Consider the following 16,047-nt stretch of genomic DNA (forward strand, 5'->3'; position numbering starts at 1 on the left):
CTATTGTTCGAATGTAGGTCTATGCCGCAAAATAACATACCGTCCTCCCCGTTAAAGTTTCGTTTCGCAACTCAACTTTACTCCAACGACATACGCTATTGGAGGGAGGCGGCTAGATGATTATCAGTTCTAACATTCAAACATTTAGAAAGCAAAACATAGTAGTCTTCTGAAATGGCGAGACCCTTAAGATTAGAATTTGCTGGCGCTGTGTATCACGTGACATCCCGTGGGGATAGGCGTGAGGATATTTATTTAGATGACGATGACCGGCGTGAGTGGTTGGCGGTGTTGGCGTTGGTATGTGATCGCTTTAACTGGGTGGTGCATTCGTATTGTCAGATGACGAATCATTATCATCTGTTGGCGGAGACCATTGAGGGTAATTTGTCAGCGGGGATGCGGCAGTTGAATGGTTTGTATACCCAGCGTTTTAATCGTCGGCATGGCATGGTTGGGCATTTGTTTCAAGGTCGGTACAAGGCGATCTTGGTGCAAAAGGAGGGGCATCTTTTGGAGTTGTCACGCTATGTAGTACTCAACCCAGTGCGGGCAAAGATGGTCAACTTGGCAGAAGAGTGGCCTTGGAGTAGTTATCCTTTTGTGATCTCCGATATTTTTGCACCTGAATGGCTTGATACCGATTGGCTGTTGGGGCAATTTGGAACTCGGCGCAATGCAGCGCGACTGACTTTTAAAGAATTTGTCTTGCAAGGTGTAGGGTTGCCCTCCCCTTTGCTTGCAACTAAACATCAACTATTGTTGGGTGACGAGGATTTCATCAAACAACATCAAGCGACATTCAAAGATGGCAATCTGCGAGAGTTGTCAATTGCACACAAGCGTAGCTTGGCATTGAGTTTGCTCGAATATAAAATCCAATCAAGTAATCGTAACGAGGCGATGGTACTAGCATACCACTCTGGTGCCTATACGAGGACAGAAATTGCAGATTACTTTGGTGTACATTACATGACGGTAAGTCGCGCAGTTCGTGCCTCTGAATCTGTTTAGATCTCTATGAATTTGTAACGAGGCAACCCAAAAAATTTTATAACCTCTAAATTTATAATCAAAGCAAAGTTGCATATAAGACTAATTCTTATATCAGTCGACCTTAGATTGAAACATGCGGCAATCACGGCAAACTTTAGATAAGTTATTTCTGCCATAGAGTTTATAGGCTATTGAGAAAAAATATTTTAAGGTTCCCTCGATAAATACTTGATAAGTTATATTTTGTATCCAGGTGCAAGGACTAAATTATCGACCTTGTTTAGTTCTTTCTTATTGTTCAAAAACAGTCTAAATTCAGCCCCAGACAATATTCCTTTATTTGAGCAATCGACCTGCCATTGGCGTAATACATATCCAGCTGAGGCTGCACGGGTTTTTACTCTAAGGACTCCTTTAACCATTCCATAGTCACGCATGATTGCTTCTGGGTGATGGTGGGATGGATGTGGCACTAAATTAAGTTCAACGATTTCTTGCCATTGCTCATCAAATTGTAAGTCTTCGTGGGTCTGTATTTCCTGTCTTATGTCTCCTAAATTGAACTCAGAAATTTTTTCCATTCGTGTAAGAACCAAGTCGCGAAATTCATTCTTTGTGCGATCAAAAGCGCGAACATGCCATCGCAAACCCGAATCCACCAAGGCAAGTGGAACAATCTCACGAGGATTAGCACCGGTTTTCATAGAGTGGTAGATCAGTTTGAGCGGCCTTCGATTGTGAATTGCACGCGTAATGGTCGCTAAAAGTCTCAAGGGTGGTTGATTCAATCGAGCTGGAACACTATTCGGTAGTAGCGTGTAATCTGTTCCTCGTTCGCCATCACCAAAGCCCGAAGTCAGTGCAGAGAAGACTCGTTCGGGCTGGTGTTGAAATATTGGTTTGAAGTCTGAGCCATATTGATAAGCCTTTCCAATATAAATGAGGTTGTTGGGAGCTAGCTCCTTATAAAGCACTAAATCACGTGTGCCTGCGGCGGTCGCTATATCAAATCGTTCTAATACATCTTTGCGACTTACTTTCCCCAAGAACCACAACCTAAATTCAATAAACGCCAAGCGTTCGCGCTGAGAAGTTGAAAGTGTATCGAGTAAAAAATTTGACATTGCGGTGACCTAAAATAAATCTCAATAAATCCAAAAACATTCTATCATTCGAATCATTTTGATGCTATATTATTTATAAGATCTTTTTGATTCGATTGAAAATTGAAATGGACGATACCAAAAATCCGCCGCAAGTTCCCTTTGCATTCCCATTCGTAGTCGCAAAACCGCCGCAGCCACAGGTTTGTTTGAATACGGTAGTTCTGTTGCGCGCACTACTAAAACAGGCTGAGGCAGGCAAAGTGAAGGGTATCGTTGCTGCTACTTTGGAGAGTGATGGTGCTTACCAACTATTGTTGGAGGGTGAGGTACTGAACGCTAATAATCAAATGGTAGTTTTGGGAATGCTAACCGTGTTGCAGAAAGCGATTCTGGATCTGTAGCAGATGATTAAGTTGAAAGGTAAAGAATGAGTTTGATTCAGCAAATACCTGATGGCCCGCTAGATATTATTGGTGACATTCATGGGGAATACGATGCTTTACTAAATTTACTGAAACACTTAGGTTATGACTATGCTGGAAATCATCCAAATGGCCGCACAATTGTGTTTGTTGGTGATTTCTGCGATCGAGGCCCAAACAGTCCAGCGGTGCTCGCATTGATTGAGCAACTGATTGTTGCCAAACGTGCGGTCGCTGTTTTGGGGAATCATGAACTTAATCTCCTTCGTGCAGAAGCTAAAGATGGCTCGGGTTGGTTTTTCACTGAGCGTGTTGAGCGAGATAATCACAAGTACTCGCCATATAAGAAGGTGGAGCAACTCGATAGAGAAAAAATCATCTCTTTCTTATTGACGCTGCCAATAGCTCTCGAGCGGGAAGATCTTCGGGTTGTGCATGCAGCATGGATGCAGGATCAAGTTCAAATATTAAAAAGTCGTTCCATCGGAAGTCAAATCCAGTCTTATGTCGAGTGGGATCAATTAGCGCATGACCATGCGAGTGATTTTTTATCGTCAATGAAAACTGAATTAGAAGATTGGAATTTCAGTTTAGAAGATCAGCATAACGAGCCGCCATTTTTGCATGCACATGCAGCCCATGATTCAGTTAAGCAAATGATGAATCCGCTTCGAGTTCTGACTTCTGGGGTAGAGCGCAAAGGTGGCTCTCCATTTTATTCGAGTGGGAAATGGCGATTTTCCGAAAGAGTTCAATGGTGGGATGAATACGATAGTCAGGTTCCGGTGGTGATAGGGCATTACTGGCGTCGAGTTAGCAAGATTGATCGTAGTACTGTTGGAAAAGGTGATCCTGATTTGTTTTCCGGTACGCACCCATACGCATGGCACGGAATACATAGTAATGTTTTTTGTGTGGATTTCTCGGTTGGTGGTCGCTGGGTCGCGCGCAAGAAAAGCAAGGTTCCTGAAACTGATTTTAAGTTGGCGGCACTTCGTTGGCCAGAGCGTACTTTGTGTTTCGATGATGGCGAAGTAGTAGAAACGATAGGCTATCAAGCGAGCATTAAAAAGTTAGGTTACCAATATGAGTAAGATCTTGATCGAGAAAAATGCGGCAGAGTACTACGATGTTGACGGCCCAATAATTGCCTGCGTTGGCGTGATGGCAGCGATTGCAATGTTTAAGCTTAAGACCTTGGTAGATGGGCGCTCAGAATGGGAATTTTTGCCAGATGCTTCACCGCAGTTTGATTACTATCATCAAGGCATTTATAGGAATCAACGCGCAACCTCTTTGGCGGCATATCAAGTAGAAAGTCTTCCGGATTTACCTGAGTATGTTTTTCCAACACTGGAGATCAAAGATCGACTAGAGCCATCAATAAATTCGTTTCGCGCTAGTGATTATCGATGCATTGCAGAATTCTTAGAAAAGCAGTCAGATAATGAATGTTATGCATACGCGATTTTAAAAGAAGATCTGTATGAGACACATCATGGTGATGGCTGTTATCGATACTTGAATGGTGCATTTTTTGATAAGGTAGATGCGACGAATCTGGTGACAGAAATAGATGCAAACAGTAAATTTCAAGCGCATTTTCGAACCATGAATCTCGTATTGAAACAGGAATATATTGAAGTTGTAGATTTTAATATCGAATTGTTTGACCGCTTCGAACTCAGCGAAGTACTTAAGACGTTAGATCAACTGTTTCAAATTAATGCTGCAAATAGCAGTGTTGAAGAGCAATATGCTGGAATCACTCATCGACTATTGGATCACTATGACGGAGGAATTTCTCCCTCAAAAGAATATATAGATGCAATTCTTGAGGCTGCCCCTTCAGAGTTTCATGTTCAAGCAAAAAAGTTTGCCGACGAGAAATAAACTTGAATTAAAAAATCATTTAGATCTATATTTTTAATTCGACTTATGAAGCTAACTTGATACGTATCTCAGGTAAGATAAATCACGTTACGTTATCGTCACGGCCAACCGTGCGATCAGCGGTTGCTGATGCAGCACCCATCCGGTGCGACAGGCACACGAACTGATAAAGGTTCCTGTCCGCCGTTTAATCGGAAGCGTTCATGGAGAACCACTCAGCTGATTTTGCCGCACCGAGAAGTTTGAGGTTGCCGACTGCCTCGATTACTTGGATGGCAAATCTGTGTTCCAGAAGCGGCATGCTGCGATGGACTCAGCGATGCGGGGTATCACCCTCAGGTGTCGACGACTAGAGTTCGCTTAGTTCAAAATGAACCTACAGAATATGAGCAGTCGTCTCGCAGAATCCTCCGACGCGGTTCACGATGCTAAGTGGTTGAAAGGCGGAGCAGAGGCGTGGGGGCAAAAAGCCGACGCGCTCTGAAGCCGAGTTGGCATAGAATGGAATCAAGTAAAGGAAAGATGGCGAGTTATCACTAAGGTTTTGTGTGAGGCGATGATGGGGTTGAATCGAAAAACGAAGAGGGGATTATGATTTTTGCGACATTAATCAAGATCGTGTCATACCTAGTTTGATCTACGCGGATATTTTTAAAGGTGATGAATTAGAGGTGGATTAAAAAATTGTACTCAAAGACGCATGTATTTTATGTGCTGCGTGAATTTAATAAACGTGGTTGGTTTGTAGATTAAAGAAAGATCGGATATTACATGTGAAAATCATTTTTCATGTAATTTACATGTAAACAATGGGTGATTGGGGCTAATTTGAATTGCCCGGAACTGACTAAGTTCGCTGAAGTACGTCTGCAGTATAAAGATACTTATGTACTAGTTGAGTAACCTTGAAGAAATCATATTCATCGGCACGTTAATTGCTTTTACGAAATTCTTAGCCACCAGTTGTTCTTACACTGTTCTTTTCAAATCATACAAAAAAAGGCCATACGAATGCCATCCAAACTATCTAAATACTCATATTTTGGATCTTTCGTTGTCTCAGCAGCGCTCCTGAGTGGATGTGGTGGAAATTCAATCGAAGAATTAAAGCTGTCGGCTAATCCAGCAATGACCGGCGCACCAATAAATATGCCTACTTTTCTTGGGCCAAGATCTAACTACTTCATCGTCAAAAATGCTAACGATTACAGTGTCCAGGATGTAGTCGGAAGCGAAGGCTTAAAGCGTATACCTCTGGTCGAAAAAATCAAATTTTCAGATGTCACACTCACATTGAACATGAGTGAAACCATTTCGAAAATAGGCAGTGGAGACTATAAAAACTTGATCGAACTCTATATTGCTTTCTTTAATCGGCTACCAGATGCCGAAGGGTTAAGTTACTGGATTTCGAGATTTAAGGATGGCATGAGCATCGATGACATTGCCAATAGTTTCTATAACGCTGGACTCCAATATAGTGACCTCAGTGGCTACACGTCTAATATGACGAATGAGGATTTCGTCAAAATCATTTATAAAAATGTACTTGGAAGAAGTGAAGTTGACCAAGAAGGGTTAGCCTATTGGTCTAAATCGCTCGCCAATGGATCCGAAACACGGGGCACGTTAATCCGGACAATCCTTAACTCAGCGCATACCTTTAAAGGTGATCCAGTATGGGGTAGAGTCGCGGATTTACTCGATAACAAATTCATCGTAGCCAATAATTTTGCGAATTTTGGTGGAGTGACATTCAATAGCCCAAGTGAGTCTATTTCTAACGGCATGGCTATTTTAGCCTTAGTCACGGCGGAGGACACTTCAAAGGCCATGAAACTGGTCGATGAGCGAGCTGCAAACACGAGAACTCCCGTGGGAACTAATACACCTCCGATCGCGAAAACTGGAACCCACCAAAATGTAGTTATGGGCAGCGTAATTACTTTGAATGGTGCCGCAAGTACTGATTCGGATGGCGACAAGTTGACTTACTCATGGATGCTCGATTCCAAACCAGAAGGTAGCAAAGCCTTTCTCATTCAACCAACTTCCGTCGTATCGACTTTCACTGCTGATTTAGTTGGTGAATATGTTGTTACTCTGACTGTCAGTGATGGGAAGAGCAATCATTCTGCAACGACAAAAGTGTCTGCTACTGCAGCTCCGACACCACTACTCACGGTATCCCCCTATATCACTTACCCTGTCGACCTTGATAGAACTTTTCGTCTAACAAATGCAACGGCAGCTTTGGCAACTCTTGCCGATGAATCCGCTTTTCGAGCATCACCATCTAACGACGCAGGATGGAAGATGCAAGCTACTTATGCGAGACAAGGATTGTTTAAAGTACCTGTAACGCAAGGATATTTCTATCAGTTTTCTTCCTCTTCGTATTGGGGACCATGCATGCAGATATACGATGAGGCTGGTTATAGTTTTGGACTTTCTTTAGGACTTTCTTGTGCTCCATCTTCAAGCACCACATCAAGCATATTTCGAAGACTTTTGGTTGCAAAGAGTGGATACCTTTACGTTGATGTGACTTCACGAACATCACCCGTATTTAAAAATGCAGACTTGGTTATTGAGGTGAATACGGATTCCAAAGGAATCGATGGAGGGCAACAAATTGACCTCTCCACTTTTGCGACTGGGCAGTATGCTGAATACATTGATTTTGGCTTTTATGGTGGGTCTGGGAATGACAAAATTGTTGGAAAGACCAAAGGAAACAACATGATTTATGCAGGTGCGGGAAATGATTTAATCGAAATTAAACCATATCAATACAATTCGTCGTTTGTTGATGGTGGACCTGGAACCGATACGCTCGTTGTTGGTTTTTCCAGCTCTGGGATTGCACTCAAAAAAGTAGCTGCGTTCGGTTACGGAAGGTACTCACCGGGTTCACTAACCGATTCACTCCTTTTAATCGATAAATCGATCGTCATTAGAGATGTGGAGTATATCCAGTTCACAGATAAAATTTTAGATGTGAATGTAATTCCAGTGAAGTAAGCGCACTCAAATTGACTTTCATAAAAAAATACATCAAAAGAGAAACACAAGGAGAAATACATGAACAAAATTGAAGAGCTTAAACAGGCTGTCGCAAAATTGGAAAGTGACTTAACTGAGCTTGCGGGCGCAGAGCGGGGGCTGTCCAACTGGCAGGATCAAGATTTAAATCGTCGTGATGGTAGCAGCGCCCAAGATGCCCGTCACGATGAAATGGGGCGTCAAGCCAGTATGAAATTGACGGTGGCACAACGTCAAGTTGACGAACAAAAAACGTCAATAGTGGCGCTCGTAAAAGTTATCTAGGAAAAATATGGTAGTAATTGTAAAAAAACTGAGAAGATTGCCGTTGTTGTAGCGACTTTGCCGACTGGCTTTTCGTCAAATGATTTTAGTATGAAATTAAAGAGTTACATCCTAAAGACTGGGCAAGAATTCAAAAGACATATTGCGATCATGAACGCGACACAAAACCAGGTAAAACACATCCAATGCCTGAGCCAGAGCAGTTTTTAAGGAATTGCTTTAACACTTTATCCAAACGATCGGCGTCATAGAGAAATACGTGCTAGCCGGTGGTCAGTTTTTGAAAAATGGAATTGAGAGAAAATTGCCATGAAAGATAAGCTTGCAGTTGTAATTTTAGGTAACAGGAATTCTGGAAAATCAACTACTTGGTATGAGCTCTTTGGGGCGCAAGTGCGAACAGGGCAGAATGGAAGGAGGCTCAATTTAACCAAGTGTCACTACATGGAAGACGTGTTTTTAGTGAACGGCTCGCCTGAGGAGCGCAATGAACCAATTGCAAATAATTTCGCCGCACATAGTGCACGTGTCGTTTTGTGCTCCACTCAGTACGTCACCAATAATGCTACTTTGCCGTGGTTTATCAATAATGGGTACGAGCTCTACGTGCAATGGTTAAATCCAGGCTATCACGATTCTAGTAAATATCGAGATACCTTGAACTTAATTGATTACCTCGTGGACGCTGGGGCAACGGTCAAAATGCAGAATGGTAAATTACATGTAGCAGATCGAGTGAAAGAGCTACGCCAGTTTATCTTTGGATGGGCAAGTGGCCGCAACCTAATTAATCTTGAGTTTTAAGAGAGCAAGGGAAAGTAAATGAAACCAAAAGATAATGAAGCCAACATGCAGAATGCAAACCTTGGTTCAAACGGAACTAATCGGCAATATGATCAAGTCCATGGCAACCGTAGCATGCAGCTTCCAGAAATTAGCCATGAAGAACGAATCTCTAGAATGAAAGATCAAATTCAGAAAGGTGCGAGAGAACGAACTCGATTGGGGTTAGATACCTATGAAGGTAGAATGAAGGCACTTGGATTTTCGCCAATCAACCGAAACTAGGAAAGAAATGGAAACGTATATTTTAAGTGTAGTTGAAGCAAAACTAATTCAATATTTTCGAGGTATGGATGACGTTCACAGATGTCATTTACGTTAACACGAAAGTGAATGCATCCTACCCGTTTATTGTGAAGGAATCTCCCAGAGGTGACGTCATTTCGAAAGAATGGAATCACTACGGAGTTGTGTTGCACAATAAAGTATTTTCCAATCATTATCCTGATGGGATGCAGATTGACGCCTGGTTAGAAAAGTTTTTTTATCTTAATCATTTGGAGTGCCCAACGCATTTAACCATCACTGATTACACCATATCTAATGATTCGGTCCTTTTTGATACAGTTCGTTTTTGAACGGGAATATAAATGACTTCTCCGAATAGGTTTTGGAATGCATTCTATGAGTTAGTTGTACATGGATATCTTTTGCAAATGCATTGCCAGCGTGCTGCCGAAGTAGATCGTAAGGTAAAAATTATCTTAGCCGTGGCATCAACATCGAGTCTAGGAATATGGGCAATATTTAAAGTTTATCCTACTCTTTGGGCAGGTATCATTGTTGCTACACAGATAGTTACGGCCACCGCTAAATACTTACCATACTCTTCAAGACTCAAGGCTTCCGCAGCATGCTTTCACGATTATCGTGATATTCAAAATTGGGCCGAGGCGAAATGGTGCGACATAGCTGATGGCGAACTAACAGAAACGCAAATAACCAAGGCGCGCGTAGAATTACAATCAAAAATATCCAAAGCCTTGAAAAACCATTTTCCACTAGATGGCTTGCCAAAAAACAAGCAATTGACAGAGGCAGCGACAGTAGAGGCAGAGCAGTACCTTAGCAATCATTTCGGAGATATTTAAAATGGCAACACCTAATCGACCTCAACCAAATCAACCTACAAATCGTCCCGATCACGTGGAAAAAGGAGCGAATCTTCCGCCACCAACACGTCCGGCACCTCCTATGCCATTAATTAAACCACCGAAACAAGGCTAATAGGAAAAATCAACTAGAGAAATATCGACTCGAATCACTTTGGTTATTCAAGGTATCGTCTACTTATGGGTAAGCGCTGTGCCTGTTCAAAAACCTATAGAGGTATCAGATGAGTTTAAATCAATGTGCAATGGAAATTTCTTAATTAATTTTAAAGGAAATTGAATTGCATCGTAATACCGAGCGAAGTTCGTCTCAAATATTTGAGTGATAAATCAAATCATAGTCCGGAAAATATCGGTATGAGCTTCGATCTCATAGAGAAGATTTTTATTGCGAATGGGATAAATGCGCTTAAGTGTGGAAAGCCAGTAAGTATTCAGATTTCTCGCAAATAGCGACAGGCGACAACCGGTAATCGGCGGTGGAATCTGATAAGAGAGGAAAAGAGTTGCGTACTAAATTTGAAGTTACAGGGCTCTTTTATGAGACCAACGGACACAAGCTACGAAAGTATCTCGACATCAAGAGAGTTAGCGCAGAAGCAAATGATCCTGATCTCATGGTTGTAATGATGAATCCTGGTTCCTCTTACCCTTTGGACGGTATAGATAATAACGCCATGCCGTCAGAGGCAGAGCCAGATACAACACAGCAACAAATCATGAAGGTCATGGATGCAGCGGCGTTTAACTACGCAAGAATTCTAAATTTGTCGGACATCCGTACATCAGATTCCAATGAGTTATATCGTTTCTTGAAATCCGAAACGTGTAGTTCTGTAGAACATTCTATTTTTTCGACTAACCGTAAATCTGAATTGGCGGAGTTATTCGTCAATGACGTTCCAGTGATTTTTGGCTGGGGCGTAAACCAAGCTTTAATTCCGTTTGCGAAAAATGCAATGGAATCCTTGCGTATTAACAACCCTTTGGGGATCTTAAAGCCAAACACAAGATACTCGTACTACCACCCACTACCGAGAATCTACGTAAAACAACTTGAGTGGGTTCAGCACGTAACAAGTCAAATCACTCGGACGCAGCAAGGCTGCGCCGATGTTTGAGGCGTTAAACATCGGGAAATATTGCAATGGACGGGTATGCTTTTGATTTGCCCACACTCAGGGTGTGCTGGTGCAATAGAAGGCCATGTGGATAGAAGCCACTTACCCGTCTACCAACAAAGGAAAGAAGTGCAAAAATTTATCGTTTATCAAGGGCCAATCAACCATGTTGGAACCATGAATTTGCAAACGTTAGTGTTGAGTGCTGTGAAAGATGGTGCGACTGAGCTTTGCCTTTTATTGTGCAGTGGCGGCGGTGACGTAACTTCTGGAATTGGAATCTTCAATTTCTTAAAATCACTTCCAGTTCAGATCAGCATCCACAATTTTGGGATGTGCGGATCGATTGCTGCAACAATGTTCCTTGCTGGCGCGAGGCGAACGACTGCCAAGGCATCAATGTTTTCTTTGCATGCAGCAACTTACGTGGACGGTTCACGAGTCGCTCAAGTTTCCGAGAACACAAGCCTCATCTCAGCTCCGTTTCGTCAGATTGCTCATTGGGACGATGACAGAATTCAGAAATACTTTTCTTCTGGCCTAGAACAATATATTTCTCCTGATGATTCAGTTGAATTCGGTATGGCTCATGAGGTATTGGATTTAGAAATTCCAGAAGGCGCAGAAATTCTAAATGTGTTTGTACCCTAATCAGGAAAAATGTTGATGAAACGGTTGCTTGCAATTGGTTTTGAACAAGTCGGGAGTTGGCAATTACACGACCATAAATTAACGCTAGAACTAACGAGGATGAATGCACAACGCAATGTTTTATACGCTTTTATCCAGGATACGTTGGTTCTTTATGTTGGTAAGACCACTGCTTCACTGGAAAGCAGGATGGGTGGATACCTTAAGCCGTATTCAACGCAGCGAACCAACGTTCGAAATAATCAGGCATTGCTAGAGCTGCTACGACGGAACAAAAACATCGAAATTTACGCTTGGGCAGATTCAGGCAATCACAGAATCGGGGAGTTCCACCTGAATTATGCTGCCGGATTGGAAGACAGTATTATTAAGACTGTCATGCCTCCTTGGAATGGTACCCGGTCTCCAATTCAAGCCGAAATTGGTATTCCTGAACTTACTTTGCAGCAATCAGAGTCGATGATCAGTGTTAAGTCGATGGATGCTGCGATAGCACTTACGTCCCTTCGGCCAATTGCGAGCCATGAAGATGAAGCCGCATCTACAATTGAATTGCAGGCATTAGAAGATGCGGGAATAATGAAAGTATCGCCGATGTTTCAGGTTACTCTTGGCAAGACTTACTATCAAAATGGGTTCTTTAATGTTCCAATGAAGTTCTCCGATTTCTTTCCAGAGCACGGTACTGAAATTTCCATCTATTGTGGTGACTCACGCGCTTTGATACGTGCTTTAGTCGACAGGAAAACGAATCAAGTAAACCACACCCCCCGTATTTACGGAAGGAGTGCATTAAAAAATTGGTTTGAGCACTATAAACGTCTTGAAGAAATTGTGACCGTCCGTATCGTGAGTAAGAATGAAATAGAACTGACGTAAAAAAATCTGCTGCAAAATACATCTAACTTAGGAAAAATCCATGACACCACAAGGTATTTCGATATCAGGTTTAATACCATTACTGGTCGCATTCTTTGGGGCTGCGCTTGGTGCCTATTTCGCGGTTTTAAAATCAAAGCGAGAGCGGCTTTGGGTGGATCGATACGAAGCGCTACGAAGCGTCGTTCATTGTCTGGAAGCCGTGAGATTCTACTTTGAATCAAAACATATGGAAGTCATGGGAGTGACTGTACTTGCAGTGAAAGAGCGCGAGTTGATATCTGATGACCTGCCATTGGCATTACGAACGATTCGACAAAACCTGAGTACTCTTCTCCTTCTTTTTAAGGCGAACGAACTAGAATCGCTTCTTGGACACTATCAAGAAATGCGAAATGCAATTGTGGAACTAAATCACAGCGCGCAAGGTAACTATCAAGACGATATTGAGAACTTGGTCAATAAAACGCAAACTGCGATAGACGAAGCGGTTGGTATTGGCCAGAAGTACTGTATTTAAGGAAAAATTCTATGAAAACTAATATTGATTCTGTTTTTGATTCTGATTCGGAAAAATTTTCAGTTGTTGTGATCGCGCCTGAAGGAAGTTCTATCAAATCATTTTGTTCGGCACCAATTTTTGAAAGTCACTAATCTGCTTTAGAAGGTGGTGTGCGACACCTAGAAGTTGCATATGTGTTGACGCGCATCCAAATTGACCATGTAAAAGTAGTTGAGTGCGCGCCAACACCAATGCTTTCAGACAGTGTTCCAGAAGGACAGGCGCGGCTGTGGATCGTTTTCCGAGATCTGTATCGAGCGTGGACGGTAGAGATTACGAAGGGTGAATTTATATAAGTGCTGTTCGGTACGATAGACGCACAATTTTTTTAATTTTCTATCATAGGTAAATATGACTATATCTTCGGACACTATAGAAGAGATGAGAGAACCAGAAGCCCAAGTATTTATGCGTCTGGCGATTGCTGAGATGCAAAAATGTGAGGGAAAGCCAAAGGTAGGCGCAGTCATCGTGAAGGAAGGTAAAGTCGTTGCCACAGGATACCGGCACAACGGTAAGCATGCGGAGCGTGTAGCAATCGAAGCTGCCAACGCAGCGGGAGTAAAACTGAAGGGCACGACGATCTTCACAACTCTTGAACCTTGTGTAAGTTTGGTTTCCAGGACAGAGCCGTGTTCCGCTCTTATCGCCCAATGTGGAATTAGTCACGCTTACATCGGCAGGTACGACACGCATCCAGACATCAACCGCCTTGGGTGGAAACACCTTACTGACGCGGGTATTGTATGCAGGGACTTCACTGATGAGCTTCGCAATGAGATAGATGATCTGAACAAGGATTTTGTCACTTGTTTCGTTCAGGGGAAAGGGCCGAAGGGAGGGGCGAAGTTTGATTACAATTTGAACGGAGGGAACTTTGACATATGTTATTCGCAGGATGACATAAGATCGATCAGGACTTGTTGGACACTAAGTGGAGTTCGCTCTATTCAGGCACTAGCCTACGGCGATGTCAAGGTCGCTCTTGCAAAATATGCGACCTCCTTTGACCAGATCGACGATCCAAAGGCATTTGATTTCAGTAAGCACATGGTTCGGCCAAAGGAAGGAGAAATTGTCGTGTTCACATCAGAAACAGGCTTTGCCTTAGTTCGAATTGAGGAAGTTCATAGCGGTCCTGACTTTGGTTCACCAAATACCTCTCTAAAAATAACCTATCAAGTTGGAACATGGTAGTCGGTTGGTGATACTTATTTATTCATGCCAGGTAGGCTAAAATTGTGCTCGGTACTTTGTGCATGCATGATCGAAGCGGCAAAGAAATTGTCCACAGAAGCGATATAAAATTTAACGTCGAAACAACCATTCTATTCACTGATGGATTGTAAAAGAAGTGAGGAAGAAAAATAGTGAATCTTGAAACTTATCTAGACTTGCCAACTAACCAAGACCGGCCGTCGTTGACTCAATGGAAAAGTGATATAAAACCGTCAGACACACAATTTGGTCAAGGACTGTTGACGCGCATCCAAAATTGACTAGGTAAACGTAGTCCAAGATTTTATCCGCACCCCCGGCTAGTCAAAATCGAGTGCGCGCCAACAGCTTTGGTTAGTCGGCGTGTTGTCTATCGCTGCATGCGGTCAACAAACGACACAATTTGCTGCGGCCAGCGGTCAGGTTGGTATAGGAAGCAAGCTAAGTGTTACTGGTGACCTCGGAGAGATCATTATTCCTGCTGTACCAGATCAAAATGAGAGAAAAGTCGAATTAGAAAATGTAAAATTTAATGATCCATTGCAGCCAATCGCAGCAACTCAGGTTTTGTGAACTGCCACAATTAAAGCGCAAAAGATCAAATTAGTCTTTACCCAAATAGGGAATGTGATCATCTGTCATCAATGCAATGAACTTAACCTCCCCCGTCAATTGGATTCTCGACGTAACAGAGCGCAAATAAGGGCGGGGCTATTCCAGTTGTTAAATGAACGCGACACCTGTTTTTTCATATTGTGAAGTAACTCTCGACATCTGTCCTACCGGTATTGTTGATCTTTGCCGCTCAAGTTATCGAATTTGAGGGCTATCAGTTGCAGGAAACAAGTTAGCAATCCAACGGTAAGCCGAATCGATATCTAAACGAAGGCTAGAGTACGAAGACTGGAGAAGGTCATCGGGTAACTCCCATCTTAATGATTTGCCTGATACGGGCCGGGATTTCGTCCTCAAGGTCGCTCAAGATTATGCGAAGTACCATATGTCTGAAGGCGACAAATAAGTGAAATTGTTCGATATCGAAAAATTTTTATGTTGAGCGTAAACGGCAACTTGAGTCATTGTCTGAAGGTCAGTATTGGTCTTCTTAAATCATAATTGTGTGCTCTTGTAAATTCGCGCTAGCTTAATCTGTTTATCATCTCATTCAGATTGTAGTGATATTTTCTTTCTCGATTTTGAGCACTGAAAAAAATGTATTGATCAAACCGTAAGCTGAAATTGTATCGACGATCTATGAATCAAGTCTTGTCGTTCACGTTTCTTAATGAGACTAGCTTGAGATTTCATTGAGACTTGATTGAGACAAAATTGAGACTGCAAAAGTCTGAGCTTGTTTTACTCCTTTGATTGGTTCCCACCATCGCTGTGTTCGTAGAAGAAAACAGTGCTAATCAACGCACCAAAATACAATCTTTCAATCACTCGTTTTGCCTCAGATTCATCAACTACGAGCCCTTCCCAATTACACTCATTTTCTTTGTGAATAAGAGTTACCACTACTCTTCTAAGCCGAGACTGTGCAAGAATCGGCTCGGTACCTTTACTATTTTTTCCTTTACGAACCTCGTATTCTCGGTTTGCGCAGGATATGCATAATGTCTTTTTAAATACAAGACGTCTTCCAGCTTTCTGGCACCTTGTGCAAGCTGGATTTGGAGCCATGTTTTGTGATCGATTGTTTGAACAATTGTTACTCACTTTCGGTGTATGGTATTCGCCAATTGGACAGCCGACACATTGAATGTATCGACTATTCTCAAAATGGTTGGAGCAGCTTTGCGGTGTCAGCTGCGCATGAAGTTTTTCGCAAGCAAAAAGAGTCAGGTTTGGCGCGATTGATGGTGAAGTGTAGTTGATATCCACGGTTTTTCCTTTCGAAAATACCAATGTGAT

The 16,047-nt window shown here is 42.4% G+C and carries 20 protein-coding genes; 18 read left to right on the forward strand and 2 right to left on the reverse strand.

Annotation, left to right across the window (positions count from 1 at the left end):
* Positions 1-174: 174 nt before the first annotated feature.
* The gene (locus H8K33_RS08050; protein WP_186890516.1) at positions 175-1,014 is read left to right on the forward strand and encodes a transposase; all 840 of its coding nucleotides are present in this window, start codon (positions 175-177) and stop codon (positions 1,012-1,014) included.
* Positions 1,015-1,232: 218 nt separating this feature from the next.
* On the opposite strand, the gene H8K33_RS08055 is transcribed toward H8K33_RS08050, so the two are convergent.
* Positions 1,233-2,120 (reverse strand): WYL domain-containing protein, encoded by an 888-nt coding sequence (locus tag H8K33_RS08055; RefSeq protein WP_186890517.1) that lies wholly within the window; start codon positions 2,118-2,120, stop codon positions 1,233-1,235.
* Between the two features lie 107 nt (positions 2,121-2,227).
* Here H8K33_RS08055 and H8K33_RS08060 point away from each other — a divergent pair, with 107 nt between their 5' ends.
* From H8K33_RS08060 to H8K33_RS08130, 17 genes are all read left to right on the forward strand, one after another.
* Complete coding sequence (locus H8K33_RS08060; protein ID WP_186890518.1) at positions 2,228-2,503, forward strand: hypothetical protein; 276 nt, start codon at positions 2,228-2,230, stop codon at positions 2,501-2,503.
* Positions 2,504-2,529: 26 nt separating this feature from the next.
* Complete coding sequence (locus H8K33_RS08065) at positions 2,530-3,618, forward strand: metallophosphoesterase (protein ID WP_186890519.1); 1,089 nt, start codon at positions 2,530-2,532, stop codon at positions 3,616-3,618.
* Positions 3,611-4,417, forward strand: coding sequence for a hypothetical protein (locus H8K33_RS08070; RefSeq protein WP_186890520.1), 807 nt, complete (start codon positions 3,611-3,613; stop codon positions 4,415-4,417). The genes H8K33_RS08065 and H8K33_RS08070 overlap by 8 nt, the downstream gene beginning before the upstream one ends.
* A gap of 1,011 nt (positions 4,418-5,428) precedes the next feature.
* Positions 5,429-7,441, forward strand: coding sequence for a DUF4214 domain-containing protein (locus H8K33_RS08075; RefSeq protein ID WP_186890521.1), 2,013 nt, complete (start codon positions 5,429-5,431; stop codon positions 7,439-7,441).
* A 60-nt stretch (positions 7,442-7,501) separates the two neighbouring features.
* Entirely contained in the window at positions 7,502-7,747 is a 246-nt protein-coding gene (locus tag H8K33_RS08080; RefSeq protein ID WP_186890522.1) for a hypothetical protein, read from the forward strand.
* Between the two features lie 309 nt (positions 7,748-8,056).
* The gene (locus tag H8K33_RS08085; RefSeq protein ID WP_186890523.1) at positions 8,057-8,551 is read left to right on the forward strand and encodes a hypothetical protein; all 495 of its coding nucleotides are present in this window, start codon (positions 8,057-8,059) and stop codon (positions 8,549-8,551) included.
* An 18-nt stretch (positions 8,552-8,569) separates the two neighbouring features.
* Positions 8,570-8,815 (forward strand): hypothetical protein, encoded by a 246-nt coding sequence (locus H8K33_RS08090; protein ID WP_186891009.1) that lies wholly within the window; start codon positions 8,570-8,572, stop codon positions 8,813-8,815.
* A 68-nt stretch (positions 8,816-8,883) separates the two neighbouring features.
* Positions 8,884-9,168: a papain fold toxin domain-containing protein gene (locus H8K33_RS20230; RefSeq protein WP_186890524.1), complete on the forward strand. Its 285-nt coding sequence runs from the start codon at positions 8,884-8,886 to the stop codon at positions 9,166-9,168.
* A gap of 12 nt (positions 9,169-9,180) precedes the next feature.
* Positions 9,181-9,681: a hypothetical protein gene (locus H8K33_RS08100; protein WP_186890525.1), complete on the forward strand. Its 501-nt coding sequence runs from the start codon at positions 9,181-9,183 to the stop codon at positions 9,679-9,681.
* A gap of 1 nt (position 9,682) precedes the next feature.
* Positions 9,683-9,817, forward strand: coding sequence for a hypothetical protein (locus tag H8K33_RS20070; protein WP_281387304.1), 135 nt, complete (start codon positions 9,683-9,685; stop codon positions 9,815-9,817).
* Between the two features lie 391 nt (positions 9,818-10,208).
* Positions 10,209-10,823 carry a DUF1643 domain-containing protein gene (locus H8K33_RS08105; protein WP_222613354.1) on the forward strand — a complete coding sequence of 205 codons (615 nt, stop codon included), beginning with the start codon at positions 10,209-10,211 and terminating at the stop codon, positions 10,821-10,823.
* Between the two features lie 129 nt (positions 10,824-10,952).
* Positions 10,953-11,474, forward strand: coding sequence for an ATP-dependent Clp protease proteolytic subunit (locus H8K33_RS08110; RefSeq protein WP_186890527.1), 522 nt, complete (start codon positions 10,953-10,955; stop codon positions 11,472-11,474).
* A 15-nt stretch (positions 11,475-11,489) separates the two neighbouring features.
* The gene (locus H8K33_RS08115; RefSeq protein ID WP_186890528.1) at positions 11,490-12,353 is read left to right on the forward strand and encodes a GIY-YIG nuclease family protein; all 864 of its coding nucleotides are present in this window, start codon (positions 11,490-11,492) and stop codon (positions 12,351-12,353) included.
* A gap of 40 nt (positions 12,354-12,393) precedes the next feature.
* Positions 12,394-12,873 (forward strand): hypothetical protein, encoded by a 480-nt coding sequence (locus H8K33_RS08120; protein ID WP_186890529.1) that lies wholly within the window; start codon positions 12,394-12,396, stop codon positions 12,871-12,873.
* 11 nt (positions 12,874-12,884) lie between these two features.
* Entirely contained in the window at positions 12,885-13,007 is a 123-nt protein-coding gene (locus H8K33_RS20075) for a hypothetical protein (RefSeq protein ID WP_281387307.1), read from the forward strand.
* A 259-nt stretch (positions 13,008-13,266) separates the two neighbouring features.
* On the forward strand, positions 13,267-14,112 hold the full coding sequence (locus H8K33_RS08125) for a deaminase (protein ID WP_186890530.1): 846 nt from the start codon (positions 13,267-13,269) through the stop codon (positions 14,110-14,112).
* A 384-nt stretch (positions 14,113-14,496) separates the two neighbouring features.
* Entirely contained in the window at positions 14,497-14,706 is a 210-nt protein-coding gene (locus tag H8K33_RS08130) for a hypothetical protein (RefSeq protein ID WP_186890531.1), read from the forward strand.
* 783 nt (positions 14,707-15,489) lie between these two features.
* Here the strand turns inward: H8K33_RS08130 and H8K33_RS08135 are convergent.
* Positions 15,490-16,017: a hypothetical protein gene (locus tag H8K33_RS08135; protein ID WP_186890532.1), complete on the reverse strand. Its 528-nt coding sequence runs from the start codon at positions 16,015-16,017 to the stop codon at positions 15,490-15,492.
* Positions 16,018-16,047: the final 30 nt, after the last annotated feature.

Origin of the sequence: Affinundibacterium amnicola, assembly GCF_014284275.1 — a bacterium.
In the GTDB taxonomy this organism is placed as follows: Bacteria; Pseudomonadota; Gammaproteobacteria; order Burkholderiales; family Burkholderiaceae_D; genus Undibacterium; species Undibacterium amnicola.

What these genes read in the sequence shown, in the direction of transcription:
- H8K33_RS08050 (WP_186890516.1), top strand. Translation starts at nt 175, where the DNA reads ATGGCGAGACCCTTAAGATTAGAATTTGCTGGCGCTGTGTATCACGTG.
- H8K33_RS08055 (WP_186890517.1), bottom strand. Translation starts at nt 2,120, where the DNA reads ATGTCAAATTTTTTACTCGATACACTTTCAACTTCTCAGCGCGAACGC.
- H8K33_RS08060 (WP_186890518.1), top strand. Translation starts at nt 2,228, where the DNA reads ATGGACGATACCAAAAATCCGCCGCAAGTTCCCTTTGCATTCCCATTC.
- H8K33_RS08065 (WP_186890519.1), top strand. Translation starts at nt 2,530, where the DNA reads ATGAGTTTGATTCAGCAAATACCTGATGGCCCGCTAGATATTATTGGT.
- H8K33_RS08070 (WP_186890520.1), top strand. Translation starts at nt 3,611, where the DNA reads ATGAGTAAGATCTTGATCGAGAAAAATGCGGCAGAGTACTACGATGTT.
- H8K33_RS08075 (WP_186890521.1), top strand. Translation starts at nt 5,429, where the DNA reads ATGCCATCCAAACTATCTAAATACTCATATTTTGGATCTTTCGTTGTC.
- H8K33_RS08080 (WP_186890522.1), top strand. Translation starts at nt 7,502, where the DNA reads ATGAACAAAATTGAAGAGCTTAAACAGGCTGTCGCAAAATTGGAAAGT.
- H8K33_RS08085 (WP_186890523.1), top strand. Translation starts at nt 8,057, where the DNA reads ATGAAAGATAAGCTTGCAGTTGTAATTTTAGGTAACAGGAATTCTGGA.
- H8K33_RS08090 (WP_186891009.1), top strand. Translation starts at nt 8,570, where the DNA reads ATGAAACCAAAAGATAATGAAGCCAACATGCAGAATGCAAACCTTGGT.
- H8K33_RS20230 (WP_186890524.1), top strand. Translation starts at nt 8,884, where the DNA reads ATGACGTTCACAGATGTCATTTACGTTAACACGAAAGTGAATGCATCC.
- H8K33_RS08100 (WP_186890525.1), top strand. Translation starts at nt 9,181, where the DNA reads ATGACTTCTCCGAATAGGTTTTGGAATGCATTCTATGAGTTAGTTGTA.
- H8K33_RS20070 (WP_281387304.1), top strand. Translation starts at nt 9,683, where the DNA reads ATGGCAACACCTAATCGACCTCAACCAAATCAACCTACAAATCGTCCC.
- H8K33_RS08115 (WP_186890528.1), top strand. Translation starts at nt 11,490, where the DNA reads ATGAAACGGTTGCTTGCAATTGGTTTTGAACAAGTCGGGAGTTGGCAA.
- H8K33_RS08120 (WP_186890529.1), top strand. Translation starts at nt 12,394, where the DNA reads ATGACACCACAAGGTATTTCGATATCAGGTTTAATACCATTACTGGTC.
- H8K33_RS20075 (WP_281387307.1), top strand. Translation starts at nt 12,885, where the DNA reads ATGAAAACTAATATTGATTCTGTTTTTGATTCTGATTCGGAAAAATTT.
- H8K33_RS08125 (WP_186890530.1), top strand. Translation starts at nt 13,267, where the DNA reads ATGACTATATCTTCGGACACTATAGAAGAGATGAGAGAACCAGAAGCC.